Source organism: Streptomyces sp. NPDC029216, assembly GCF_040648015.1.
Classification (GTDB): Bacteria; Actinomycetota; Actinomycetes; order Streptomycetales; family Streptomycetaceae; genus Streptomyces.
This window is the reverse complement of record NZ_JBEZWL010000113.1, coordinates 1-23,730: the sequence shown is the minus strand read 5'-3', so window position 1 is coordinate 23,730 and position 23,730 is coordinate 1. Positions and strand designations below refer to the sequence as shown.

Genomic DNA, 23,730 nt, shown 5'->3' with positions numbered 1-23,730 from the left:
GCAGGCCGCGATCCTCCTGGCGGCCACCCGGCACATCACCGTGGCCTCCGGCATGACCGACATCTACGCCCGCGACCCGGTCACGGCCGCCGCCGAGCGCACCCTGGGGAACTTGCCGAGACCGGCCGCAGGGGCGGGGCGTTGCTGCGCGAGACCCTCGCGTTTCTGCGGGACGAGGTCGGCGCTGCCGTCTACGTCGCCAGCTACACCGACGGCGAGGTCTCCATCACCCAGTACGCCGACAGCCCCACCGCCCCCGCCGTCCACGAATGGGTCGACTTCCGCGAAGCCGCCCACGCCTCAGCCGTCGGCAAAGCCCTCCTGGCCCAGCTCGAGGACGACGAACGCCGCGAACACCTCCACCGCCACCGTATGGAAGCCTTCACCCCCCACACCATCACCAGCCCCGACATCCTCTTCACAGAAGTCGACCCCCGACACCCCGGCGAACCCCTCCTGGACCTGCAGGAGTACGCCTTCGGCACTGTGTGCGCCGCGGTCCCCATCCGCACCGGACCGGAACCCGAATACGTCGCCCTCTCCCCGCCCACCCCCGACCCCCACAAGCTCCAGCAGGCCGCCCACGTCCTGCGCAACGAAGCCATCGCCGTCCTCCTGGCCCTCCTCGTCGGAGGAACCCACCCGACCCCACCCAGCCAGGCCGCGGTCCCCTGCGTGGTCATCCACCGGTAGCCCGACCTGGCTGCGCTCAGTCCGGATCGGCGTGCCGACCACCGGACAGGAGCGCGGCCTGCCGCACGGTCCGGGTCACTTACCCGGACCGGCGGCCGGACGGAGCAGACGCCGCGCCTGGCGCGGGCCCGCTCGCGGTGCTCGGCGAGGTCCGGGTGACCCACCGGTTCCGCTCCGGGTCGCGGGCCTACGGCTCACGCTGACCTGACCGGCCTGCCTGCGGGGCACCGCCTCGCAGCGGCCGGCGGGCGGGGTGGTCCGCCACGGGGTCCCGCACGCGAGGTCCGGCGAGGAGTGCGCGTGCCGCCGGTACGACTGCGGCGGCCTGGTCCCGGTGTCCTGGTGCATCGAGCACGGGGACGCGTTCAACCCGGTCCCGGAGCGGCACGCGGGCGGCGGCCTGCGCTGCGCGCAGCTCGCGCGGGGCAGGGCGGCCAGGGCGTAGGGTTGGCTGCGGCCGCGCATCGCCTCCGGTCAGGGCAGGGTGCCCCGGTGCAACCCCGTTTGTGCCGGGGGCTGGTCAGGCCCGGAACCCGTTGACGGGCATGCGCAGGGTCAGGCTGTGCTTCTCAGGCGGCAGGGCGTCCATTGTGACCGTGTCACCGAGATGATCTCCGGTTACGAAAAAAATCTTGCCAGAGCCACGCTCGGATGTACGCCGACAAGTGGGCTGGTCAGGAAGCAATCATCCTGCTGCCGTGAACGCCCGGTCGGTGAGGACCGGAACGACGTCGCTAACGTCCAGTTCGGCTGCGATGTCCACGTCACCGGCGAAGCCGCCATCGGAGAGTTCCCGGCCGGATGCGCTGGCGGTGACCGCGGCCATGACATCCGGCGTTGCCTCGAAGCAGGCGGCCGCGGCGGCTGCCTCGGGCGACAAGGAGTCCACGCCCTGCTTCCGCAGCGCAGCGAGGATCGCACCGGCACCGAGCAGGTCCTCCAGCGCGGGACGCAGACTGCCGTCGGGCCATCGCTCGCCCGAGGCGATTACGGCAACCGGACGGTCGAGAGCTCCATAACCCTGTCGCGCGAGCCAGTTGCCCACCGCCGTTGCGTTGCGCAGGCAACCCGCAACTACCACTGAGTCGCCGGCCGCGGCGGCGATCGAGGAACCGTTGGGAGAAGGCAGGACCAGGCGCGGGGCGAACGGAGCACTCCTCAGCGACGCCGGCGACAGTGACCATGGCGAGTCCGGCGTGGCCATCCGCCGCCCGACGGCCAGCCGTGCATCCATCTCATCAGCGAACTTCGCCGCGGACTCATCCCGCCAGGCATAGGGGAAGACCCGCGTCCCGGACTCCGCCGCCACCGACACCGAGGTCGTGAACGACAGTACGTCGACGACCACCACACACGCGACACCCGCCGCGAGCCGTTGCGCGCCGACGGGTCCCCAATCGAATCGCGCCCCGCTACCTGCCTGCAAAAACCACTCGTCCATAGTCGACGACCATGCCATTAGGCCCGGACACCGACACCATCGGGGCGCCGCCCGTCACCCGGAGCCTCGATCCACCGGCCCACGCACACCCTTCAGCGAACCCACCTGATCAAGACGTCCCTGCAGAAGAGCCACACCCAACAGCAATCGCACACGCAGGTGACATCAAATCTCATCGAGTCGCTGCACGTGGTCCGCGGCGGCATGGGTCTGCAGCACGGCCCTGCTCTGCCCGACACGGTGCGAGATTTCGGCGTCTGCCACTTCTGACGCAACCTGCGGCGCCGAACTCCGCTTTGGCAGACCGGTCTACTTGGGACTGATCTCCACGAGCGCTCGACACAGCACCTGGGGGGCCATGCCCGGCGACACTGCGGGCGGGGGTGGCGTACGAGCAGAAGCTGGACGGTCACCGGGCGCTGCTGTTCACCGCGGGCTGGCCCGGGCGGCACGGTGCTGGTGCAGACGTGCCGCGGGGCGCTGGTCCAGGACCGGTGGCCGGACCTGGTGGCGGCCGCCGAGGCGCAGTTGCCGCACGGCCTGGTCCTCGATGTCGAACTGTCGTCTGCGACGCCGAGGCAGGCCGCCGGTTGTCCTTCGAAGCGTTGCAGCGCCGGGCCGCCACCCGCGCTCGCGGCGCCGTCCGCCTCGCCGCCCGGTGATCCTTCCGCCCACCCTGAGTCGCCTCATCGAGGAACAGATCGACCACCTCAGCGGCACCTCGGCACACCGACGACAACTTGCAGACGAACTCTCCTATCTGCTTCCGGGACAGAGCCCCGGCTGTCCCCGTAACCCTCTGGGCCTTGCGGACACACTCCGGCGCCACGGTCTACCGGCCCGAGCAGCCCGCAACACCGCCATGATCGAAGCCATCGCCGACATCCCCCCGATCGTGATGGCAGACCTGTTCGGCATCCAGCCCCACACCGCCAACCGCTGGGCACAGCTCGTCAGCGAAAGCTGGTCCCACTATCTGGCGGCCCCGTAGAACGCTGCTGGGCTGCGGTCTATTCACGGCTCGAGTGGCACCCCTGCTCCGGCTCGTTACGGCGGAAAGTTGAAGGCTCCTGCAGCTGGTCTGGGCTTGTCACGCGCCGCCGCGACAGCGCAACTAAGGAAGTGCCTGTGATGATCGCCCGATTCCCCAACGAACGCGCGTGAGAAACTCGGTGGTCGGATCACCGAGGCAGAAGGGACGCTTGCCATGTCGGACGCCATACCGCCGCCGGTGCATCTCGACAAGGTGGTGGACGGGCTGGCGGAAAACCCTTCCCTGCCGTCCGAGCTCGTGCGCCGCCTCCTTGGCTATCGCAAGGGCTTTGGCAGGGTGGCCGAGCGGCCTGACCTGAGCGATGACGTGATCGCCGAGATCATGGCCACAGACGATCACTGGCTCACACACTCGCTCGCCCTTAACCGCAGCCTCCCACAAGTCTTCCGGATGATGCTCGCCGAGCACCCAGATCCCGCAATTCGCAGGGCTGTAGCCGTTGCTGCGGACGGCGCACCGCGAGGGCTGTTCGAACGGCTGCTCGGCGACGCTGACCCGCAGGTTCGCGAACACTTGGCGGAGAGCGATCACGTGCCGGCAGACCTGCGGGCCCGGCTGGCGGCGGACGCGGACCCGAAGGTCCGGGCGACGCTTGCCCAATGGTGGACGACGGCCCCGGAACCGGTGCGCCGACTGCTGCTGACAGATCCCGACGACTCAGTACGAGCAGGGGCCTGTGCGACCTACTTCCGCCGGATTCCCCATCCGGTTCCGCCAGCAGACCTGGTTCCGCAGCTGCTGGCCGACCCGGTCACGCGCGCCGGGGCGGTACGCCACTGCACGCTGGACACCGCCACCGCCCGCCGGCTGGCCGAGGATCCGAACGATGAGGTCCGCGAGGAACTCGCGGAACACCCCGACCTCCCAGCGGCACTGCGCGACAAGCTCGCCCAGGATCCCAACCTGCGCGTCGCGCTCCGTGTCTTCGCCCGTCAGGACACCCCGGAGCCGACTCGAGCCGCGATCCATGCACGGATCCTGTCCGACGTCCCCCCACTGGACTGGCTCGCGAACCACGAGGCCCTGGACGACGACACTCTCGAACGGGAACTCATGGGCGAGATAGCCCGCGCGGAGCTCCGATCACTGCGCCTGTCATGGGTGACGACCGACCCCCTGCCGTACGTGGACTCGCCATACGCCTGCTTCCGCGCCTCGGCAGCGATGTCCGACCAGCTCCCACCGCCGCTCGTTGCCCGACTGCTCGACGACGAGGAGAGCAGCGTCCGCACCACGATGGCTCTCCATTCCGGAGACCCGATCGATCCCGAGACCGCTGAGCGCATCGACCGAACCTATCGTCCGGGCAAGAGGGTCCGGTGGCGTCCGGCCGATGACTTCCCTCTTCCGGCGGACGTACTTCGACGTCTGGCCAAGGACAGCGACCCGAGAATGAGGCAGTTGGCCCCGCGCGACCCCGACCTGCCCGTGGAACTCGCGCGCCGCCTAGCAGCTGACCCCGACCACATGGTGCGCCGCGCCATCGCGACCCATCCCAGGCTTCCGGCCGAGGACCTGACGCGGCTGCTGGCTGATCCGTCGGAATCTGTCGCGGCCACCGCAGCCGCAAACCCCAACCTGCCAACCACAGGGATGTACCAGCTGGTCGCCCTCGTAGGCTTGTGACGCTCGATTGCGCGTCGCCGGTACCGGATCAGAACGCTGAGGGTCGTCGCGTGGCCGCGCGTCAACGTTCCAGGGCCCAGCAGCCCCAACCCTGGGTCCTGGCCTCGGCGAATCGACGGGGCCATAGCCACGAGACGAGCACCGAAGCCCTCCAAGGACACGCTCCGGCTGCAGGCAGGGCAAGCTGTGTCTGACCACAGGTAGGAAGAATTGCGCAGGTAAGCAATACCGCTACTTCACCAGTGACGGCGGGACAGCACCGAGGCGATCATCGGCGCTGTCACGGGCACCCTGACTCGTCCGCAGCTCCTCGTCCTCGGCCGCTACGACACCGGTGGCCGGCTGCGCGCCGTCGGCCGGACCGTACCCCTGCGCCCGGACGTCTCCCGGCAGGTCGGCGAGCACCTTGCCGCGGCCGGCCCCGGCCACGCTTTCGAAGGAGTGCGGTTTACCTCGGCGTGGGGGAGCCGCTGATGGCGATTCTTGGAAACGACCACCCCTACTCGTCGCCCCACTTGATCCGTGTCTGAACGGAGTGGGGAGCGAGCCGTCGGCCGCGGACTGGTCCGCTCCGCCTCAATGGCCCGGGCAGTGGGTTCAGTTGGCGTCGATGTCGTAGCTCATCTTGGTGCCGTATCGGTATGTATTCGCGATGCCGCTGGTGGCGCCTACCTGGAGTTCGATTTTCGCGCCGCGCTTGCGGGTTCCGGTGAAGTGGAAGTGCTCGGGCAGCTCATCGCAGCTGCGGGTTTTGTATCCCCAGGCGTCTCCGGCGCCGTGGTAGGCGAGTGTCGCGTACTGCGTGGTGAGGGCTCCGGGGGCGCAGTAGCCGTCGAAGTCACCGTCGATGATGTAGCCGGTCGGGCCGTTGGATTTCACGGTGCCGTTGAACCGGATGTCGTACGTGACGTCTCCCAGACTGTCTTCGTAAATGTAGGAGACGTGGACGTCGCGGGTCACGGCCTGGGCGGGGCCGGCGGCCACGACAGGCAGCGCCAGCGCGACGAGAGCGGTCAGCACGGCGGCAGGGCGGCGGTTGGACAGGCTGTGCTTCATGCAGTGCCCAACGACAAGGCAGCGTGCCAGGTCACCCGCTTTCCGAACCGTGTTGTAGGACCCGGCCCGGACACGGCGCGCGGATGGCTCCACCGCGCGGCTCGGCGTGGCGAACCGCCACATGCGCGGGGCCGGCTTCCACCACCGCGCCGGGTGGGCAGGGGTGTTTGCCTCTTGGGCCCGGGAGGTGCTGCGTAGGCTGGCGTGGACGCACGCGGGTCGGGAAGGCTGATGCTCGTGATCGAAAGTCATTTAGGCGGCCGGGACGACGCTGACGGATCTGATGCCCTGGGCCTGTACTTGGAAATGGCGCGCGCCCGGCTTTCCGCGGCGCGGTTCGAGGCCGTTGTCCGGGCGGTGCAGGCCACCTGCGGCCTCCTTGCCCAGGGGCATGAGGCGTTGGTGGCTGGGCCGGGGGAGGAAGGTTTCAGCTCGCAGATGCAGCGTGAGTATCTCGGGCTGCTGGCGGTGATGATCACCGGCAGTCTCGACCACCGCGTGGTCGAACTGTCCGGCCCGGCCGGTGTGACGGGCCTGGCCGTCGTCCAGCCGGTCGAAGCGGCCGGCAGCGCGGACGGTCCGGGGGATGCCTGCAGTGGCGAGCAGTGGCAGGCGATCCTCCGCCACAGCGCCTGACCAGAACAGGCGGCCCGCCCGCTCTGCCCTGCCATGGGCGACCGCTCCGTGCCGGCCCGCGTTCGCGGACGGGTGGCCGCGCTCGGTACCGGCCGGCTGTGTGTTCGCCGTTTGTGCCCGGGCTGGCGCAGGAGCAGCATCGCTGCCCGAATCCTGGAGCGATTGCGTCCGGGCGCTGGGGGTCACAGCGGCTCCGGGTGTGACCGTGCGGCGAGGTAGTGCGCCCAGCTGTCTTGGAGGTAGGCGGCCCACTGGGTGGTGGTGTCGGGTGAGAAGCCCAGGAGATCGCTGACGATCTGGGGTGGCAGGTCTGTCATCAGCGCGGCCATCGCGGAGTTTCTGGCTGCGAGGGTTCCAAGGCCGTGTTCGGTGAGCCGGCCGCGGATCGCGTTGGCGCTGCGGGGGCGGCCGGGCGTCTTGCCGGTGAAGAGGTATCCGGGGTCCGAGTCCGGTGCGGGCCCCACGGCTGTGGGGTGGCGGCGGAGGATGACGGAGCTGCTCGGAACCTGTGGATCGGCCCGGGGTGGGGTGCCTCGTGGGATGTGGGGGGCGTACCTTCCCGGGTGATCGACTCAAGGTCACCGAGTAGGCCCGCGTTGTAGCGCGGGCTGGGAAGGCACGCCCGTGCTCAGCGTAGTCAACGAAGACGGCACCACCGAGAGCGGTACTTCTCTGATCGACGAGATCGTCCGGGAAGGCGCGAGGCGGATGCTGGCCGCCGCCCTTGAGGCCGAGGTCGAGCAGTACATAGCCGAACTCGCCAGCGAGCGGGACGAGGCCGGGCGTCGGCTAGTGGTCCGCAACGGCCGTCACCTGCCCCGGTCGGTTGCCACGGCCGCGGGACCGGTCGAGGTGGCCGCGCCGCGCGTGAACGACAAGCGCGTCGACGCCGGGACCGGGGAGCGTGAGCGGTTCTCCTCGAAGATCCTGGCGCCGTGGTGCCGGAAGTCCCCGAAGGTGAGCGAGGTCTTGCCCCTGCTCTATCTCCACGGCCTGTCCTCGGGCGACTTCGTGCCCGCACTCGAGCAGTTCCTGGGCAGCACGGCCGGCCTGTCACCGGCGACGGTGACCCGGCTGACGAGGCAGTGGACCGAGGACCATGCCGCCTTCCAGCGCCGTGACCTGGCCGGATCCGATTACGTCTACGTGTGGGCCGACGGCATCCACCCCAAGATCCGCCTGTCCCAGACCCATTCCTGCCTGCTGGTCTTGATGGGCGTCCGCGTGGACGGCACCAAGGAACTCATCGCGATCGCCGAGGGCCTGCGGGAGTCCACCGAATCCTGGGCGGCGATGGGCCTGTGGAAGGCGCTGGCGGAGGTGTTTCCGCAGGCCAGGCACCAGCGGTGCTGGGTTCACAAAACCCGCAATGTCACGAACGCACTGCCGAAATCCGCGCAGCCCGGAGCGAAGAAGGCGGTCACCGCGTTCGAGACGACGTACGGCGCGAAGTGGCCCAAGGCCACAGCGAAGATCACCGGCGAGGCCGACGAGCTGCTGGCGTTCTACGACTTCCCCGCCGAACACTGGATCCACCTACGGACCACGAACCCCATCGAGTCGACCTTCAGCACGGTCAAGCTGCGGACCAAGGTCACCCGCGGGGCCGGCAGCCCCGCCGCCGCCCTCGCGATGGTCTTCAGCTCGTCGAGTCCGCCCAGGCCCGCTGGCGCGCGGTCACCGCACCCCACCTCGTCGCCCTCGTCCGATCCGGCGCCCGCTTCGAGAACGGTGTCCTCATTGAAGGCGGCGAGGTCGCGGCATGATCTGACGTGTGCCGTCCACGGGAAGGCGCTTCACAGTCGGTCACTTGCTGGCGAGAGCCGCGATGAACGGCTCCCGGACGGCAGGGTCACACCAGGCCTCCTCCAGTGCCCGTTTCTCCGCGTCCGCGTCCGCGTTGACGGCAACGACATGGTCGGTTCCAGGCCCGCAAGCCAGTCGCATGGAGTTGGCCCCGTCCCAACTCGGACCTGTGGGAAATGTGATGTCAATCGTGATCCGACGCGAGCCGATGCCAACCGTCAGGTAACGGTGAACGTCCCACAAGCCCTCCAGAGGAACTGCACCGGCGACCTGCGGACCATAGCTTCGCGTGGCCTGCCCGGGCGTGCACCGGTAGACGCGATGGACCAATCGCGGCTCTGTCTCGGGCCACCGCTCAGCCATCAACGCGGCCAGCAAGGCGTGCTTCGTGGAACAGGTCCCCCGCCACTCGGCAAGTGCCCCCTCGGCACTCCGGACCTTTGGCCGCCCGTACGGCATCAGGTGCACTGCGGCGACGACGTCGGTAATGGACGCGCTCCGCGACAGGCTCATACGATTTATCAGCGTCTCGAACATGCCGGTCTGTCTACCGGCCAGTGAACTCCCACGCAAGGAAGCAAGCTAGGCGCAGCCCTACTCAGACTGATCCACAAGTCTTGACAATTTCTCAGGATGTGGACGAGTTCCTCGACGAGGGCGGCCAGGCGGGGCGGCAAGAGGACGGGCTGTGCTGATGGTGAGGTAGGCGCCCGTCTCGTCCCTGGTGAACGCTTCGCCGGTGAGGTCGGCTACGCGGCTGACGGGCAGCCCGAAGAGACGGACCAAGGCGCCGGCGACTCTGACAGCGACATCACTCTCCCTTGGAAGAGGGTGCTTCTCGAGGCTGAGCTACAGGCGCTGTCGCAACTCGCTGACAAAGCCACGGGCTGGACTTCCGATCTCCCTGGAAGCCCGTCTTCCTACAGCCGGTCACCTCGGGAGACCTTCACGACAGTTCGCGCAGCCGGGTCGGTGATGTGGCGGGGCTGCGGTGATGCGGCTACTTCCGCACTACCGTAAAACGGCTCAGTGGCTGTTATCGTTCCGATCTTGAGGCGTGGCGGTCGAACCGGAGTCTCGATCGGGTGACCGTGGCGGCGTTGTCGGCGGCTGACTGCGATCCGTCAGATCCTCGCGGGCATCGGGGTCGGCAACGTCGTCGCCCGGGGCCAGGACCTCGCCGACGCGCGAGCGGGCGATGACCCACTCGTTCCACTCCCGCTCGACCACGGCCAGTTCGGCCTGGATTCGGTCGGCCTCCTTCCGCAGTTCGTCCATGCGACGGCGAGCGGTCAGCTCACGCTGTTCCAGCAGCCCCACGACCGACGGCATCCCCGACCTCCAGCAGAGCGACGACTCAACAATGTCACCACTCCCCGAGACCACCGACCTTATGCCTGAACAGCGAAAACGCCGCCCTCAAGGCCGGAAAGACAACAGTCACTTAAGGCCCTGTCCTGGCTGGAGAGTGCTCGGGTGAGGGACTCGGACATCGGCTGGCGGCGGAGCACACCGGCGAATCTCAGCGGCTCGCGCTCGCCGGCTGCGGTGGCCAGGGGATGGACGGCCGCGCGGAGCTGTTGCGGGTTGCGGTCGCCGAGCAGTTGCCCATGCCGGTCGTCAACGCGCGGCCGGGCGCCCGACGACCCGGCAGCCGACGGCGTCTTCCCCAACGTCTCCCCAGTCCCGGAGCGGCCGTGCCGCATCCGACTTCCGGTCCCGTGGAGGTCAGGTGGCCGGGGGCGGTCCGTAGAGGCTGTCCAGGAGGTCGGTGACGAAGGCGTCGAGGTCGTGCAGGCCGATGGCGGCCAGGGTTTCGGGGCCCGAGGCCAGCAGGTACGGGATCGCGGCGTGCAGGGCGAGGGTCGCCGCGGCGGCGCGTTGCGGGGTGGCCGGGAGGCCTGCGGCGCGGTGCGCGGCCTCGAAGGCGGCGAAGTCAGCAGCGGTGACGGTGTCGAGGACGGCCGCCAGCCACGGTTTCCTGGTGGCTTCGCACTGGAGTTCGTGGATGGCGAGCATGCGGGAGCGGCCCGGCCCGGCGACGTTCTCCAGGAGCGTGCGAATCATGACCTTCAGGCCCTGCCGGTCGGTGGGTGCCTGGACGGGGATCCGGCGGTAGAGCTCGACGCAGCGTTCGGCGATGGCTCGGAGCAGGGCGTCCCGGGTGGGGAAGTAGTTCTTGGCCGTGCCCTCGGGGACGTCCGCGGCGGCGTCCACCGCGCGATGGGTCAGCCCTCGGCTGCCGACCTCGGCCAGCACCTCGATGCCCGCGTCCTGCAGGCGCTCTCGTCTCTCCTGGTTCACTCCTTGACTTTACCCCATCCGTGGTACCACAGTTGTGGTAACCAAGGAGGCTCGACATGCCGGTCGGTTACCTGACAGCCGTGATGATCGCCGCCGTGGCGACGCTGCTGGCGATCCGGCCGGTGACCCGGCCCCATCCGCTGGGCCTGGTCAGCTTCCTGCTGACCGTGCTCCTCAACGAGGTGCCGCTCGCGGGGGTCTGCTTCCTGCTCCCGGCGACGGTGCTGGCCTTCGCCCAGGGCGACGTCGACTCGCCGGGCGGCTGGGCGGTGTTCGCGCTGGCCCTGCTGATGCTGCCCGGGCTCGGGATCATCGCCCGGCGGGCGCTGCGGGCCGGACCGGCGGTCGAACGGGCCCTGGACGAGGGCCTGGGCGCCGGCTGGCGCAGCGACATCGACCCTGCATTGGAAGCCGGGCTGCGCCGGGGCCTGCCGCTCGGCCGCATCCTGTTCCGGCCGTTCTTCACCCGCCGCCGGGACGTCGAGCACATGAAGAACCTCGCCTACGGCGACGCCGGCAAGCGGAACCTGCTCGACGTGTACTGCCACCGCTCGCGCCCCGCCGGCGCCCCGATCCTGATCCACCTGCACGGCGGCTTCTACTCCATGGGCCACAAGGACAGCCAGGCACTCCCCCTGATCTACCGGCTGGCAAGCCAGGGCTGGGTCTGCATCAGCGCGAACTACCGGCTCAGGCCGGCCGTCCGGCACCCCGAGCACCTCATCGACTACAAGAGGGTGATCGCCTGGGCCCGCGAACACGCCCCCGAGTACGGCGCCGACCCCACGATGATCTTCGCCGCAGGATCCTCGGCCGGCGGCCACATGGCGGCCATCGCCGGCCTGACCCCCAACGACCCGGCCTTCCAGCCTGGCTTCGAGGACGCCGACACCTCGGTCACCGCCGTCATCGTCCTGAACGGCTACCTGGGCCAGTACTTCGGCCAGGGCCCCGAGTCATCCCCTCTGGGACACCTCAGGCCCGACGCCCCGCCCTACTTCGTCGCGCACGGCGACCACGACACCGTCGCCCCCCTGGACGTGATCCTTCCCTTCGTCGAGGGAATCCGCCGCACCTCGCGGAGCCCCGTCGTCTACGCCGAACTCCCGGGCGCCCAGCACGGCTTCGACCTCTACCACTCCGTGCGCTTCGAGACCCTCATCAACGGCATCGAAGCCTTCACCGCCTGGGTCCGCACCAGCCGCTCCGGCCTGCCGCGGGGCGAGGACCTCCACCTCGGTCGACGCGGGGATGCCGGCTGACGCGGCCCGGCGAGTGTTCCGCGTACCGGCCTCCCGGCCGCGGAGCCGCCACGCAGGGCGCCCATGCATCCGAGTGACCGGCCACCCAGGCAGCGACCTGCGTGCGGGACCGGAACCCGAGCTTGACGAGGATCTTCTGGACGTGTCCCTCGGCAGTGCGCTGTGAAATGACCAAGGCGTCAGCGATCTCCTTGTTCGACATACCCTGCGCGACCAGCCTGGCGACCTCCCACTCGCGGCTGCTCACCAGGTCCTTGCCCGGCGGAGCAGGCGCGCTCGGCGCGGATGCTTCGTCTCCGGTGGGCACGCCGAGGGCATAGTCGACTGCTTGGTCCATCCCGAGGTGGCGCCCGCGGGAGACGGCGGATTCGAACGCATCCTCGCCCATGCCCTTGCGGGCCATCTTCCCGAGCGGCTTCGTCGCATTGTCATAGAAGGCGATGGCCCCGAGCAGCACCGCGGTCTCCCCCAGCCGACCGGTGATGCCGAGGAGAACGGCACCGCGCTCGTTGTCGCCCCGGACGATGCTCGCCCCAGCGAGGATCAAGGTGGCCAGGCCCGTACCAGTGACATCGCTGAAGCCCCGTGCGATCCGGAGGACTCCAAGCCCGCAGTCGGCCGCCGCGGCCGGGCGGGCCCGACCGAGCTCGGCGAAGCCGAGTGCGATGAGCGCCCAGGAGAGGAACCACTGCTCGCCATGGTTCACGCAGTGGCTCCGTGCCTCCTCAGCGGCTGCTGCCGCCTGGTCGAACTCTCCGGGCTGGTCCTTGGAGAGGGCCAGGAGGAGCAGCGCCTGCACCCTGGCCATCACCTCGTCCAGGTGCGTCTCGTCCACGTCACCGAGGCAACGCAGGGCCTCGTCGCCCAGCGCGACCGCCGTACCGAGGTCGCCCGAACTCAGCGCGACCAGTCCTTGACTGGCCGTCGAGCTCGCCTCCAGCGACCGGTCCGCAAAGCGCTCCGCGAGGACTCTGCACTCCTGCTGGGCAGAAGCCGACGCCGCTTGATCCCCCTGGATGGAGGCCAGGTGTCCGAGAGCCCTCAGGGCACCTGCCCGTGGGATGGACGGTTCGGTGTCGACTGCGAGGGCCCGTTCCAGCCAGTAGCGCCCCTCCCCCACGGGACCGGACGCGACCCAGCACGGATCCATCGCGGCAACGATCTGCAGGCCTGGCCGACTCTCGCCGGGAGTGGACAGGGAGTACTCGAGGGCGGCACGCAGATCGGCGCGGACCACGCGCATGCCTCGTGACCAACGCAGCTGATCGGGGCCGAACCACTCCTTGTCCATTCGCCCGGCCAGAGCCAGATACCAGTCGCGGTGCCGCCGGGCGAACTCGGACTGGCGGCCGGTCTTCGCCGAGCGCTCCCGTCCCCACTGGGCGAGTGTGTCGAGCAGCCGATACTGCGCTTCGCCCGACTTCTCCTCGCGGAGCAGGATGGACTTGCGCACCAGGCCGGCGAGTGCCTCGCCGACCCTCTCGACCGGCAGACTGTCTCCGCCGCACACTTCCTCGGCCGCGGTGGGACCGAACCAGCTGGCGAAGACCGAGGACCGGGCCCACAGGAGCCGTTCCTCGTCCGAGCAGAGATCGTAGCTCCAGTCGACCGTCGCCCTGAGACCGCGTTTGAGATCTGCCGTGCCGTGGGGCTGGCGGGGTCGTTGAGCCCTGTGTGAGTCGTTCTGGGGGTGGGTATCCGTCGGACCTGACGGACGAGCAGTGGCCGCTGGTGGAGCCGTTGCTCCCGCCAGCGCGGGTGGGTCCGAAGGGCGGCCGGCGGGAGAAGCATCCCCGTCGGCGGATCGTGGACGCGATCTTCTACGTGGTCCGCACCGGGTGTGCCTGGCGCCAGCTGCCGAAGGACCGGTCACAAGGACCAGCCGTGCGGCAGCACGCTCCTCAGGTCTACCTGGCGCTCGCCCATGCGGGGACAGTCCCCCAGGGGGCGCTCAAAAGGGCCATCGCCGAGGGTCGAGAGGCGCAGGCTCAGTGCAAGTCGCAGGAGGCCATGCAGCCGGACCGGCCGGGCTGGGCGTCGTTCGCGGTCGCCCCCCAGAGCATCAGGGCGAGCACGATCACCGCCAGCACCACGGCCATCACCGTCCCCGGTACGTCGCGTCCGCCGTTCGGTCCGTCGGCCACCGTGACCACCTCCCCGCCGTCCTTCCATAAGAGGGGCTGTGGGGGTGTGCGGTCAAGGGGCTGTCTAATTAGGCAAGTTCTGGCTGCGGAGGGTGTCGGCGGACGTATCCGCTACTGTCGAGGACAGGCGGACACTGTGATCCAGGAGGAGCGGTGTACTACAGCGGGTTGGGGCTCGACCGTGTCGTTGATCGGCGGGGAGACTCGGACTGGATCGAGGCACTGCTGACCAGGGCCAGTACCCAGGTCATTCCCCTGTGGCAGGACCAGTGCCTGGTGCGAAACGAAACGCCGTTGCGGCTGCCCTTGGCCCAGGCGAGGGACATCCTCGTCGCGGCCGGCGACCGGGTGCTGCTCGGCCTCGAAGGCGAGAGGGCGGTGTTCGCGGCTGATGTGTCCGGGCTCGAACGGGAGAGCGCCGTCGAGCTGGCCGGCGCGGACAGGATGCTGGACGTGCGGGCGATGGTTCCCACCATCACGCCGGACGAAGCGGGTCTGCTGGCGTACGCGCGGGGAATTCTGCACTGGAACCGCAATCAGCGGTTTTGTGGCGCCTGCGGGGGCCCGGCCCGGTCCTGCAATGGTGGCCACCTGCGGACCTGCCAGAACTGTGGGAAGCTGCTGTTCCCGCGGATCGAACCGGCCGTGATCGTGCTAGTCGAGCTTCCGGGCACGCCCCGGCGCTGCCTGCTCGGCCGCCATGCGGCATCCGGCCCGAACCGCTTCAGCACCCTGGCCGGGTTCGTCGAGATTGGCGAGAGCTTCGAGGACACGGTGCGCCGCGAGGTGCGGGAGGAAGCCGGCGTCACCGTGGGTGCGGTGACCTACCAGGGTTCCCAGGGGTGGCCGTTCCCGGCCGGGGTGATGATCGGGTTTCGCGCCGAGGCCGTTTCCGATGCGATCGATGTGGACAACGTGGAAGTGGTGGAGGCACGCTGGTTCACGGCCGCGGAACTGCGCGCGCGGCTGGCGGACGCTGCTCTCGGCGGCCCGTACCGGGTCGATTCGATTGGCAAGGCGCTCATCGACCAGTGGCTGGCCGACACAGACTGAACCGATGCGGTGCGAAGACAGATTTTACGCTGCTTCGCTCATCTTCTGCTTCAATTCGGCCACCGCCTGCGTCCGTCGGCTGGCCGACGGCCACCCGGCCGCATACCAAGCCCAGTCGGACCAGTCGCTTCGGCTCCTTGCTTCACTCGATTGGGTGACCGTGGCGGCTGCCGTGCATGGAAGCAGGGCCTCTTGGTAGCTCAGTGGGTGTCTACGCCAACGAGCTGCCCAGGAGACCCTGTTGTCGCATTTCTACGGCATCTCCGAGGCGGGGTCCACTTCGGCCACCCTTGCGTGTGACTGCCTGGCCCACAGGTTCGGGAACGCCGGCGACCACGGCGTGCGCGAGCGCCGCTATCCGACGGACATGTCGAACGCCGAGTGGGCAGTGGTCCGGCCGTTGCTGCCGGTGCCGGGCTGGCTGCGGGGCCGGGGCGGGCAGCCGGAGGCGTACTGCCACCGAGCGATACTGGACGCGATCCGCTACCTCGTCGACAACGGCACGAAGTGGCGGGCCATCCCGGTCGACTTCCCGCCGTGGGACCGGGTCTACGCGTTTTTCCGACGCTGGCGCGACCACGGCCTGGTCAAGGAGTTCCACGACCGGCTCCGCCGTCGGGTCCGCGAGCAGGCGGGCCGGGATCCGGAGCCGAGCGCCGGGGTGATCGACTCCCAGTCGGTCAAGGCGGACGCCGTCGTCGGCTCCGACAGTCGCGGTTTCGACGGCGGCAAGCTGATCAACGGCCGCAAACGACACGCGGTCGTCGACACGCTCGGCCTGCTGCTCGCGGTGATGGTCACCTCCGCCGATGTCGGCGACCGTGCGGCAGCCCCGATCCTGCTCGCCCAAGTCGCCGCCGCGCATCACCGGCTGGCCCTGGTCTGGGCCGACGGCGGCTACACCGGCAGCCTTGTCGAGTACTGCCTCGCCGCCCTCGCGCTGGTCCTGGCCATCGTCAAGCGCAGTGACGACATGCGGGGCTTCGTCGTGCTGCCCAAGCGCTGGATTGTGGAGCGGTTTTTCGCCCGCCTGATGCGAAGCCGCCGCCTCGTGCGCGACTTCGAACGGTCCGCCAGCAGCGCGGAGGCGATGGTCTACTGGTCGATGACGACGCTCATGACCCGCCGGTTTGCCCGGCCACGTCCTTCGCGAGCGTGAACCGGCCCGGCGACGACTCGACCAGCCAACCCCTCGCCACCAGCCGCTTTGCCTTCGAGCGCAGTGCCTCGATCTTCGCCGGCACCGGGTCCAGGCCGAAGCAGGCGGCCATCTCCTGGCACGCCAGCGGCCCTTGACCCAATCGGTTCCGGTCCGCGAGAGCCTGCAGGATCCGCTGGTAGTCCACCGACAGTGCCGACCAGGCCAGCCCCGCACGCCACATCGGAACCATCGATTTCGGCTTCGCCGACCCCGAAGACCCGGGCGTTGTCGGCGGCAGACTGCGATCCGTCAGATCCTCGCGGGCATCGGGGTCGGCAACGTCGTCGCCCGGGGCCAGGACCTCGCCGACGCGCGAGCGGGCGATGACCCACTCGTTCCACTCCCACTCGACCACGGCCAGTTCGGCCTGGATTCGGTCGGCCTCCTCCCGCAGTTCGTCCATGCGACGGCGAGCGGTCAGCTCACGCTGTTCCAGCAGCCCCACGACCGACGGCATCCCCGACCTCCAGCAGAGCGACGACTCAACAATGTCACCACTCCCCGAGACCACCGACCCTATGCCTGAACAGCGAAAACGCCGCCCTCAAGGCCGGAAAGACAACAGTCACTCAGCGGCGCGCCTGACGGCACTCACTCTTCAGCGAGGCGGGCAGGAGGCCGGGCTCGTAGTGTGGCGCGCAGCGTTGTGGAGGGATGGAGCTGTAGGCCGACCGTGGGGACCGCTTTCCCCGGGGCGATGTCTACGTGGAAGCGCTGGGCCAGTGTTGCGATCACCAGTGTGACCTGGACCAGGGCGAACCGGGCACCGAGGCAGGCTCGGTGGCCGCCTCCGAATGGGAACCAGGCATGCGAGGGCGCACTGCGTTGGGCGTGTATGTCCCAGCGTTCGGGGCTGAAGGCTGTGGGGTTGGCAAACCAGCGGGCGTCTCTGTGTGTCGCCCACGGGCTGCACCAGAGCGTCGTCCCGGCCGGGATCCGGGTTGCTCCCAGGGTGGCTCCTTCCCGTGCCACTCGGGGAGGAATGATCCACGCGGGCGGGTAGAGCCGTAGGGCTTCCTTGACGATCTGCTGCGTCCAGGTCAGCTGCTCGTAGTCGGCGTACGTCGGAGGGCGCCCGGCGAGTACGCGGTCGAGTTCCGCGGCGAGCTTCCTTCGCGCGGACGGCGATGCCGAAAGCAGGTACCAGGTCCACGTCAGCGCGGTTGCGGTGGTTTCGTGTCCAGCGGCCCAGAGCGTCACCGCTTCGTCTCGCACCTCAGTGGCGGTGAGCGGCCGTCCTTCCTCGTCCCGGGCTGCGAGCAGCCTGTCCAGCAGGTCCTCGCCGCTGTCGCCTGCCTCTCCTGATGCCTGTCGGGCGTGGATGAGTTGGTCGATCTCAGCGTCGACGGTCACGACGGCGTTGAGCAGGCGTCGGCGGGCGGGGGTACGCACCCAGGGCGGTAGGAAGAGTCCGATGCCCCGTAGCTCGGCGCCGATCTCTCGCCCGGCCACGGACATCGCGTCTCGTAGTGCGTGGGCCTGGTCGCCGATGTCGTTGCCGAAGAGGTTGCGGACCACGATCCGCTGGGAGAGCTGATCCATCTCCCGCAGTACATCGATCTGGGTGCCTTCCTGCCAGCGGTCGGCAAGCGCCACGGCGCAGTCGACCATCGTCGTGGCGTAGCGGCGTACCTGGGAGGGGCGGACGGAGGGCTGGACGAGGGATCGCTTGCGGCGCCAGGCAGCGCCCTGGCTGCGCATGACGCTCTTGCCGACCAGTTGTTTGAACGCCCAGCCGGCATCGAGATTCTCGAAGTGTCCTTCGTTGCTCCCCAGGAGTTCGGCGATGTGCTCGGGATGGGTGAGGGACATGATCTTCATCGGGCCGAGCGACCAGGTCACGACGTCCCCGAACTCGTCGCGCAGACTTTCTAGGAACGCCAGCGGGTCGCGGCCGAACGCGGGGAGGTTTCCGAGCAGCGGCAGTCGGCGTGGGCCGGCAACGGGGACGAAGGGGACAGGGGGCACTCCTCGTCAACGAGCAGTGTCGTGAACGGTTGCGCGCGGATAGAGGAGCAGTGCCGTAGCTCTCACCCGGGTGAATGCTGGGCAGGAGTGGCGCGCTCAGTCCGCCGACCGGCCAGGCGTGCCCCCGCAAGGGCCTGGTGCCGTCCGGGGCCGAAGCCGTCTGGACGTTTCCGTACGCACTGGCTATAGCTCTGGCGAGTGCGGCATGTCCGTCGCTTTGCACGGGAGCTCTCCCGGCGTCCCCTGGTGCAGGTAGCGGCCGAGTGCCATCAGGGGAAAGACCTGACGGTAGAGGTGGTATCTGATCGAGTAGTCGCCGGGGAAGCCGGTGCCCGTGAAGTGCGGCTCCTCCCACGTTCCGTCTTCGTGCTGAGCTTGGACGAGCCATCTGACGCCCCGCTCGACGGCCTCGCTGTCTCCTTCACCGGCCGCCAGGATGGCGAGCAGCGCCCAGGCGCTCTGGGAAGGAGTGGAAGTGCCTTGCCCAGCCCACCGTTCGTCTCGGTAGGAACGCACATCCTCGCCCCAGCCCCCATCGTCGTTCTGCACGGAGCACAGCCAGGTGACGGCACGGCGGATCGCGGGGTGCGCCGCAGGCAGTCCGGCAGCCGTGAGTGCGGGGACAACCGCACCGGTTCCGTAGAGGTAGTTGACGCCCCAGCGGCCGAACCAAGCCCCGGACTCCTCCTGCTCGGCCAGGAGCCAGGCGATGCCACGCCGGGTGCGGGGGTCATCCAGCTTGCCTTCGCAGGCGAGCATTTCCACGACATGCGCGGTGACGTCGGCGGACGGCGGGTCGGTGACCTCGCCGAAGTCGCAGAACGGCAGCCGGCCGGCGAGCGAGCTGGTGTTGTCGACATCGAAGGCAGCCCAGCCACCGGTCTTGGACTGCATGCCCAGACTCCAGCGCACGCCAACTCCTGGCACTGCTGGGTCACCCTGGCCCTGCTCGCCCACGCCTTCCTCGCCATCACCGCCGCCCGCGAACGCCGCGACCAGGCCCCGACCGACGACGAGACCAGCCCCGACGGCCTGATCCCGCTCACCTGCAATGAGATCCAGCGCCTGTTCACCGCGCTGACCGTCCGGTCGGCCCGCGACACTGCCACCGACTGCGCTGGTCCACCTGGCGGCGACGCCACCAAGCCCGCGCCCGCCGCAGTCACTACCTCCGTCAGGCAGCCCTCCACTTATGAAGATCACGATCCCAGGCGGGAGTGCCCGTTCGTTTCTCCCCCACGCGAGGGAGGCGGATGGTCTGCGCGGCGGATGCGACCGGTGCGGCGGCAGGGGGAATCTTGAGTGTCAATAATGCGGAACCGGAGGTCACGGTGGCTGTTCCTACGAAGTTGCAGACCCATGCCGGCTCCAGCCAGCCGTTGCAGGACGCGGGGTGGGCGGTGTGGTCGCGGTGCTGGCCCACGTGGGCACCGCACGCCGCCGCGGTGTGGGGCGTGTTGTTCGCCGCAGTCCAGGTCACGTGGGCCGCATCAGGCGCCACCGTGCCGTGGTCGCCGGATGTCGCGTATGCGCCGACGGTCCAGCTCCTGCTGGCGGCCATCGCCGTCCTGGCTGCCGGGGCCTGCCTGGCCACTACCCGGACGCTTGCCAGGCGTGGCCGAGTGATGGTGGCAGCGGCCCTGATCCTGGCGGTCCCGGCTTCTGTGATGGGGATGGCCAGTCTGCCGGCGTACTTCGTGATGCTGGCGTCGTTCTCCGGGGTGGACAGCGTCACCAGCCTGGCGCATGACCTGTTGAGCGCGGTGGGCGCCGCCCTTCTCATCCTCGTCGGAATGTCGTACCGCCGACGGCTGCGAGGCAGGTGCCCTCGGTGCGGACAGGACCACGCGGGTGGTTTTGACGGTCCGCTTGCCCACCCTGGCCCCTCCGTCGCGTCGAAGCGAACCCGAGTCGCGGTCTACCTGCTCATGTGCGGGCTTCTGCCGTGGGCTGGGGTCAAGACCATCTGGACGCTGGGTGGCGATGCGATCGGCGTCACGGCGCAAGGGTGGCGGGAGGCGAACGCAGGAGAGTCGGGGCTGGCAAAGGCCCTCGCATCGGTGGGAATCGATGTCACCGTGATGGCCGCCATGGCTGCGATTTTCCTGTTGCTGGGACTGCTGTACCCGTGGGGGCAAGTGTTCCCCCGATGGACCCTGATCCTCTCCGGGAGGCGAGTCCCACGCCTACTGCCCTTGCTGCCAGCGTGGTTGAGCTCCGTCGGCCTGTCGGTATACGGAGTCGTCCTGCTGATCTACGCCCCGCTCAGCGCCACCGGAGTACTGCCGAAGCTGAAACCGTCGGGGGGAGCGTTCACCACCAGTTCCGGGATCACCTGGATGGTCGCCTTCGGCGGTCTAGCCTTCGCTGGCCTGGGCTTCGGCCTCATCGCGGCCGCCCGTTCCTACACCGCCCGGACCCGCCCCATCTGCGCCAGTACCGCCACCCGCGTACCGGCGCCGTCCGCGCAGCAATCGAGCTCCGCCAGCCCCTGCCAGCGAGATCACGATCTACGGCTGGAGTACTAGCCAGGTGACCACGCAGCATTCGCACGGATCGGGCGAGACAGCGATGGCATTTGGGTGCTTCGCTGGAGGCAATCAGTTGCCAGCGGGGCGATGAACCGGCCAGGAAGTAGGGCTGCCGATCGGGTGCGCATCTGGGGCCTTGCGCAGAGCGACTCAACCGGGCCTGAGTCGCTCTGCTTGAGTCGCTGGTGAATGGGCAGGTCAGAGGCTGTGTGGACCGTAAAGCAGCGACTGAAGCGACTCAACTCCAGGTATATGAAGACATTCCTGCGTGCGCGTGCGCGTCATATATAGGGGACTTCAGTCGCTTCAGTCGCTGTTGGTCGTCTACTAGGGCTTTGACCTGCTCTTTTTCGGATGGTCCCTTCAGCGACCGAAGCGCTCCGGTCGCTGAGCCTCGGTCTTCGGTCGCTGAACGGGCCATCGCCGGGCCTGCGCCACCGCCCCCGGACTGGCTGATCGAGCACGGGATAGGATCGAGCCGCGGCACGGTACGTCGCAGCCGCAGCCGCAGCCGCAGCCGCAGCCGCAGCCGCAGCCGCAGACGGAAAAGCCCGGCCTGTGACTACGGGCCGGGCGCCTCCCAACGAGGGTGTTGAATGGTCTCAGGGCGATGTCTGACCCGCTCGGGTTCATCGTCGTCGGCGAGACACAGCTCTCCGGCGCCCCGGCCTTTCGTATCATCGCGATGCTCCGTCCGGCGGAGTTCACGGCGGCCCGTGACGAGTACGCGGCCCGCGCCCGCAAGGCCGGCGACCGTGAGCTCGCCGCCGCGATCACCTGCCCAAAGAGGCGCAGGCCCTGCTCGGGCTCGGCGAGGCCCTGCGCGCCGCGCACCGGACGCTCGACGCCACAGCACTGCGGAAGCTGTCCCCCGACCAGCATGTGGTCATCGGCCGCCTCGCGCGCACGGCGCGCGCCCTGGCCGCCCAGGCTGGGCAGACGGTCAGTGAGCTCTTTCAGAGTGGCCACTGATCGAGTGACCCTGGCCGAGTCAGGATGAGGACCGCACCGCACAGGGCTCCCGCGCCGTTGAGGGAGGTGTTCGACGTCTCAACCCATCGGCACAGGAGCCCTGTTGGTTCCCCATCCCGCTGCACTCGACCTGCCTCACGCCCTGGTCGAGTGGGTATCCATGCTCATCGTCACCCGTGAGGGTGACCGACGCTGCAAGCTGCCGCCCCACCAGCGCAGCCTCGTCGGCCTGGTCTACCTACGCCGGCACGACAGGCTCGCACAGATCGCCGTCGGCTTCGGGATATCCGTCGGCACCGCCCACGCCTACGTCACGGCCGTCGTCGGCCACCTGTCCCGCCGGGCGCCCGGACTGCTGCGTGTCCTGCGGGAGACCGATCTCGATTACGTCCTGCTCGACGGGACGCTCGCCGAGTGCGACCGTGTCGGCGACAGCCGGGCCGACTTCTCCCAGAAGCACCGCCGTCACGGCGTGAACGTGCAGGTCGTGGCCGATCCCACCGGCAAGCTGCTGTGGACCTCACCCGCGCTGCCCGGCCGCACCCATGACCTGACCGCGGCCCGCACCCACCGCATCATCCGGCTTTGCGAACGCCAGGGAGTTCCGATCCTCGCCGACCGCGCCTACATCGGGGCCGGCCCCTGGGTGACCACACCGATCAGACGGCTCCCTCATCAGGACCTCACAGCGACCCAGCAGACGATCAACCGGGCCCTGTCAGCAGCACGTGCACTGGTCGAACAAAGCATCGCGCGACTGAAGTCCTGGCGAATCTTCCGTAGAGCCCGCTGCAGTCCCAACCGCATGACCGCCGTCGCCGCTGCCATCCTCACCCTGGAACGTCAGCGCTGATGAATCTCATCGCCGTTCCAGGGCGAGGACGGATCGGCAATGGCCGCCATCCAGTTAGGAGCCGTCTCACGACCAGGCAAGTCGACCTTCGGTGAACCGACAGACCGGGGAGCTTCCTTCGGCGATCCTCGTCAGCCTCTCCGCTACGGAGTCGAAATACTGGGCCATCGATTCGTACTCGCCCGTGACCGTGGGCTCCCCCACGAACCATCTACCGACGCGCCCGTCCCGCACATCGACGAACTTTCCCATCCAGCCGTCCTCGTCCGACAGGAACGGGATCCACTCGTTACGCCAGAACGGGTAGTCCGGCTGGTCAGGAGGGTCGAATCCACCGGACACGGAGCGGTTCGCGTAGAGCCTCTCAATCGCCCGGATGCCCAGAAAGAAGCTTCCCTCGTCGGGGAACCCGTCGAAGCCGCAGCACATCACGTCGTCGTCGACGTCTTCCTCCGGCAGATCCAGACTGTTCTGCAACAGCCACGTCCGCAGGTCCCCATAAAGGGAGATCCCCATCCGTTCCTCGGCTGCCGCGAGCATCTGCTCCGTAGCGGGCCCCGGCAGATCCGCGTGATCGGCCGGCGCGTGCTCCTGAAGAAGACTCATCACACGCGACCAACTCTCAGCCACACTCATCGCCCTCTGCCCTCTCTGCAGGGATGTCTCCGTCCGACCACGCCACTGCGGAGGTTGGGAAGACCGGCCGGAGAACCTTGCAGGGATGGTACTTCGAGCATGCGTTCTAGCCCTCCCCGTGATCATCTTCCGCCCCGAAGCGCAGGGCCGTCCCCTCAGCGAAGTGACCGCCCTCAACTTTTCACAGACAATCGACCGTGCCCGGCGGGCCCAGCCTCGGAGCTTCCAGGGCTCAAACGAGGGCCACGGTGTCACCCTGGAGTGGCGAAGCTGAAAACGCTCATTGAGCCTTTTCAGTGTTGCCTCTCCAGGGTGAGGACCGCGGCGGCGATGTCCGTCATGCGGTTCGGGCTGCAGCGGCTCCGGCGGAAGATCCGCCAGGACTTCAGGCGGGCGACGCCTCGTTCGACGGGAGCGCGGGCCTGGGCGAGTGCCCGGTTCAGCGTCCGTTCGGTCGGTGACAGTTCGCCGTTGGGCGGGCGGCGATGGCGGTG

The 23,730-nt window shown here is 68.8% G+C and carries 22 protein-coding genes and 3 pseudogenes; 13 read left to right on the top strand and 12 right to left on the bottom strand.

All coding sequences use genetic code 11. The features are described 5' to 3' along the window. Positions 1-141 precede the first annotated feature (141 nt). Positions 142-693: an IclR family transcriptional regulator C-terminal domain-containing protein gene (locus AB0F18_RS29715; RefSeq protein ID WP_362066181.1), complete on the top strand. Its 552-nt coding sequence runs from the start codon at positions 142-144 to the stop codon at positions 691-693. A gap of 253 nt (positions 694-946) precedes the next feature. After that, entirely contained in the window at positions 947-1,138 is a 192-nt protein-coding gene (locus AB0F18_RS29710; protein ID WP_362066179.1) for a hypothetical protein, read from the top strand. Between the two features lie 240 nt (positions 1,139-1,378). Here AB0F18_RS29710 and AB0F18_RS29705 read toward each other — a convergent pair whose 3' ends face one another. After that, positions 1,379-2,134, bottom strand: coding sequence for a 2-phosphosulfolactate phosphatase (locus AB0F18_RS29705; protein ID WP_362066178.1), 756 nt, complete (start codon positions 2,132-2,134; stop codon positions 1,379-1,381). Between the two features lie 862 nt (positions 2,135-2,996). Here AB0F18_RS29705 and AB0F18_RS29700 point away from each other — a divergent pair. Together AB0F18_RS29700 and AB0F18_RS29695 are read left to right on the top strand one after the other, a co-directional pair. Next, a complete protein-coding gene (locus tag AB0F18_RS29700; protein ID WP_362066176.1) occupies positions 2,997-3,125 on the top strand; it encodes a hypothetical protein in 129 nt (42 codons plus the stop codon). A gap of 216 nt (positions 3,126-3,341) precedes the next feature. Next, complete coding sequence (locus AB0F18_RS29695; protein WP_362066174.1) at positions 3,342-4,814, top strand: hypothetical protein; 1,473 nt, start codon at positions 3,342-3,344, stop codon at positions 4,812-4,814. A 597-nt stretch (positions 4,815-5,411) separates the two neighbouring features. On the opposite strand, the gene AB0F18_RS29690 is transcribed toward AB0F18_RS29695, so the two are convergent. After that, the gene (locus AB0F18_RS29690; protein WP_362066172.1) at positions 5,412-5,870 is read right to left on the bottom strand and encodes a hypothetical protein; all 459 of its coding nucleotides are present in this window, start codon (positions 5,868-5,870) and stop codon (positions 5,412-5,414) included. Positions 5,871-6,101: 231 nt separating this feature from the next. On the opposite strand from AB0F18_RS29690, the gene AB0F18_RS29685 reads away from it, so the two are divergent. Further along, positions 6,102-6,506, top strand: a complete 405-nt coding sequence (locus tag AB0F18_RS29685; protein ID WP_362066170.1) for a hypothetical protein — start codon at positions 6,102-6,104, stop codon at positions 6,504-6,506. Between the two features lie 182 nt (positions 6,507-6,688). On the opposite strand, the gene AB0F18_RS29680 is transcribed toward AB0F18_RS29685, so the two are convergent. Further along, positions 6,689-6,970: a hypothetical protein gene (locus AB0F18_RS29680; RefSeq protein WP_362066168.1), complete on the bottom strand. Its 282-nt coding sequence runs from the start codon at positions 6,968-6,970 to the stop codon at positions 6,689-6,691. 160 nt (positions 6,971-7,130) lie between these two features. Here AB0F18_RS29680 and AB0F18_RS29675 point away from each other — a divergent pair. After that, positions 7,131-8,272, top strand: a pseudogene (locus tag AB0F18_RS29675) (IS256 family transposase). Between the two features lie 40 nt (positions 8,273-8,312). Here the strand turns inward: AB0F18_RS29675 and AB0F18_RS29670 are convergent. The 3 genes from AB0F18_RS29670 to AB0F18_RS29660 form a co-directional block, all read right to left on the bottom strand. Next, positions 8,313-8,849 (bottom strand): hypothetical protein, encoded by a 537-nt coding sequence (locus tag AB0F18_RS29670; RefSeq protein ID WP_362066166.1) that lies wholly within the window; start codon positions 8,847-8,849, stop codon positions 8,313-8,315. 489 nt (positions 8,850-9,338) lie between these two features. Beyond that, entirely contained in the window at positions 9,339-9,644 is a 306-nt protein-coding gene (locus AB0F18_RS29665; protein WP_362066185.1) for a hypothetical protein, read from the bottom strand. Positions 9,645-10,040: 396 nt separating this feature from the next. After that, positions 10,041-10,616 carry a TetR/AcrR family transcriptional regulator gene (locus tag AB0F18_RS29660; RefSeq protein ID WP_362066164.1) on the bottom strand — a complete coding sequence of 192 codons (576 nt, stop codon included), beginning with the start codon at positions 10,614-10,616 and terminating at the stop codon, positions 10,041-10,043. Between the two features lie 56 nt (positions 10,617-10,672). Here AB0F18_RS29660 and AB0F18_RS29655 point away from each other — a divergent pair, with 56 nt between their 5' ends. Then, positions 10,673-11,878 carry an alpha/beta hydrolase gene (locus tag AB0F18_RS29655; protein WP_362066162.1) on the top strand — a complete coding sequence of 402 codons (1,206 nt, stop codon included), beginning with the start codon at positions 10,673-10,675 and terminating at the stop codon, positions 11,876-11,878. On the opposite strand, the gene AB0F18_RS29650 is transcribed toward AB0F18_RS29655, so the two are convergent. Further along, positions 11,796-13,331 carry a LuxR C-terminal-related transcriptional regulator gene (locus AB0F18_RS29650; RefSeq protein WP_362066160.1) on the bottom strand — a complete coding sequence of 512 codons (1,536 nt, stop codon included), beginning with the start codon at positions 13,329-13,331 and terminating at the stop codon, positions 11,796-11,798. The genes AB0F18_RS29655 and AB0F18_RS29650 overlap by 83 nt on opposite strands. 182 nt (positions 13,332-13,513) lie before the next feature. Between AB0F18_RS29650 and AB0F18_RS29645 the strand changes: the two genes are divergently transcribed. The 3 genes from AB0F18_RS29645 (at position 13,514) to AB0F18_RS29635 (ending at position 16,234) form a co-directional block, all read left to right on the top strand. Then, positions 13,514-14,251, top strand: a complete 738-nt coding sequence (locus tag AB0F18_RS29645) for a transposase (protein WP_362066183.1) — start codon at positions 13,514-13,516, stop codon at positions 14,249-14,251. Further along, positions 14,176-15,075 (top strand): NAD(+) diphosphatase, encoded by a 900-nt coding sequence (gene nudC, locus AB0F18_RS29640; RefSeq protein ID WP_266301112.1) that lies wholly within the window; start codon positions 14,176-14,178, stop codon positions 15,073-15,075. Before AB0F18_RS29645 ends, nudC begins: the two co-directional genes overlap by 76 nt. A 241-nt stretch (positions 15,076-15,316) precedes the next feature. Continuing rightward, complete coding sequence (locus AB0F18_RS29635) at positions 15,317-16,234, top strand: IS5 family transposase (RefSeq protein WP_362066158.1); 918 nt, start codon at positions 15,317-15,319, stop codon at positions 16,232-16,234. Here the strand turns inward: AB0F18_RS29635 and AB0F18_RS29630 are convergent. From AB0F18_RS29630 to AB0F18_RS29620, 3 genes and pseudogenes are all read right to left on the bottom strand, one after another. Next, the gene (locus AB0F18_RS29630) at positions 16,191-16,733 is read right to left on the bottom strand and encodes a hypothetical protein (RefSeq protein ID WP_362066156.1); all 543 of its coding nucleotides are present in this window, start codon (positions 16,731-16,733) and stop codon (positions 16,191-16,193) included. The two genes, AB0F18_RS29635 and AB0F18_RS29630, sit on opposite strands and share 44 nt — an antisense overlap. Positions 16,734-16,867: 134 nt before the next feature. Beyond that, a complete protein-coding gene (locus AB0F18_RS29625; RefSeq protein WP_362066154.1) occupies positions 16,868-18,244 on the bottom strand; it encodes a cytochrome P450 in 1,377 nt (458 codons plus the stop codon). A gap of 183 nt (positions 18,245-18,427) precedes the next feature. Continuing rightward, a pseudogene (locus AB0F18_RS29620) lies at positions 18,428-19,186 on the bottom strand (prenyltransferase/squalene oxidase repeat-containing protein); the annotation flags it as partial. On the opposite strand from AB0F18_RS29620, the pseudogene AB0F18_RS29615 reads away from it, so the two are divergent. The 3 genes and pseudogenes from AB0F18_RS29615 to AB0F18_RS29605 all read left to right on the top strand — a co-directional run. Beyond that, positions 19,163-19,440, top strand: a pseudogene (locus tag AB0F18_RS29615) (IS701 family transposase); the annotation flags it as partial. The pseudogenes AB0F18_RS29620 and AB0F18_RS29615 overlap by 24 nt on opposite strands. 258 nt (positions 19,441-19,698) lie before the next feature. Further along, a complete protein-coding gene (locus AB0F18_RS29610) occupies positions 19,699-20,772 on the top strand; it encodes a hypothetical protein (RefSeq protein ID WP_362066152.1) in 1,074 nt (357 codons plus the stop codon). Between the two features lie 1,078 nt (positions 20,773-21,850). Beyond that, positions 21,851-22,600, top strand: a complete 750-nt coding sequence (locus AB0F18_RS29605; protein WP_362066150.1) for a transposase family protein — start codon at positions 21,851-21,853, stop codon at positions 22,598-22,600. A gap of 66 nt (positions 22,601-22,666) precedes the next feature. On the opposite strand, the gene AB0F18_RS29600 is transcribed toward AB0F18_RS29605, so the two are convergent. Both AB0F18_RS29600 and AB0F18_RS29595 read right to left on the bottom strand, forming a co-directional pair. Continuing rightward, positions 22,667-23,206: an SMI1/KNR4 family protein gene (locus AB0F18_RS29600; RefSeq protein WP_362066148.1), complete on the bottom strand. Its 540-nt coding sequence runs from the start codon at positions 23,204-23,206 to the stop codon at positions 22,667-22,669. Positions 23,207-23,529: 323 nt separating this feature from the next. Then, positions 23,530-23,730, bottom strand: a 201-nt coding sequence (locus AB0F18_RS29595; RefSeq protein ID WP_362066146.1) for a transposase family protein, incomplete at its 5' end; no start/stop codon positions are given.

Coding starts and splice junctions, on each gene's coding strand:
- AB0F18_RS29670 (WP_362066166.1), bottom strand. CDS start 8,849: ATGTTCGAGACGCTGATAAATCGTATGAGCCTGTCGCGGAGCGCGTCC.
- AB0F18_RS29700 (WP_362066176.1), top strand. CDS start 2,997: ATGATCGAAGCCATCGCCGACATCCCCCCGATCGTGATGGCAGACCTG.
- AB0F18_RS29655 (WP_362066162.1), top strand. CDS start 10,673: ATGCCGGTCGGTTACCTGACAGCCGTGATGATCGCCGCCGTGGCGACG.
- AB0F18_RS29705 (WP_362066178.1), bottom strand. CDS start 2,134: ATGGACGAGTGGTTTTTGCAGGCAGGTAGCGGGGCGCGATTCGATTGG.
- AB0F18_RS29630 (WP_362066156.1), bottom strand. CDS start 16,733: ATGCCGTCGGTCGTGGGGCTGCTGGAACAGCGTGAGCTGACCGCTCGC.
- AB0F18_RS29690 (WP_362066172.1), bottom strand. CDS start 5,870: ATGAAGCACAGCCTGTCCAACCGCCGCCCTGCCGCCGTGCTGACCGCT.
- AB0F18_RS29600 (WP_362066148.1), bottom strand. CDS start 23,206: ATGAGTCTTCTTCAGGAGCACGCGCCGGCCGATCACGCGGATCTGCCG.
- AB0F18_RS29695 (WP_362066174.1), top strand. CDS start 3,342: ATGTCGGACGCCATACCGCCGCCGGTGCATCTCGACAAGGTGGTGGAC.
- AB0F18_RS29685 (WP_362066170.1), top strand. CDS start 6,102: ATGCTCGTGATCGAAAGTCATTTAGGCGGCCGGGACGACGCTGACGGA.
- AB0F18_RS29665 (WP_362066185.1), bottom strand. CDS start 9,644: ATGCCGTCGGTCGTGGGGCTGCTGGAACAGCGTGAGCTGACCGCTCGC.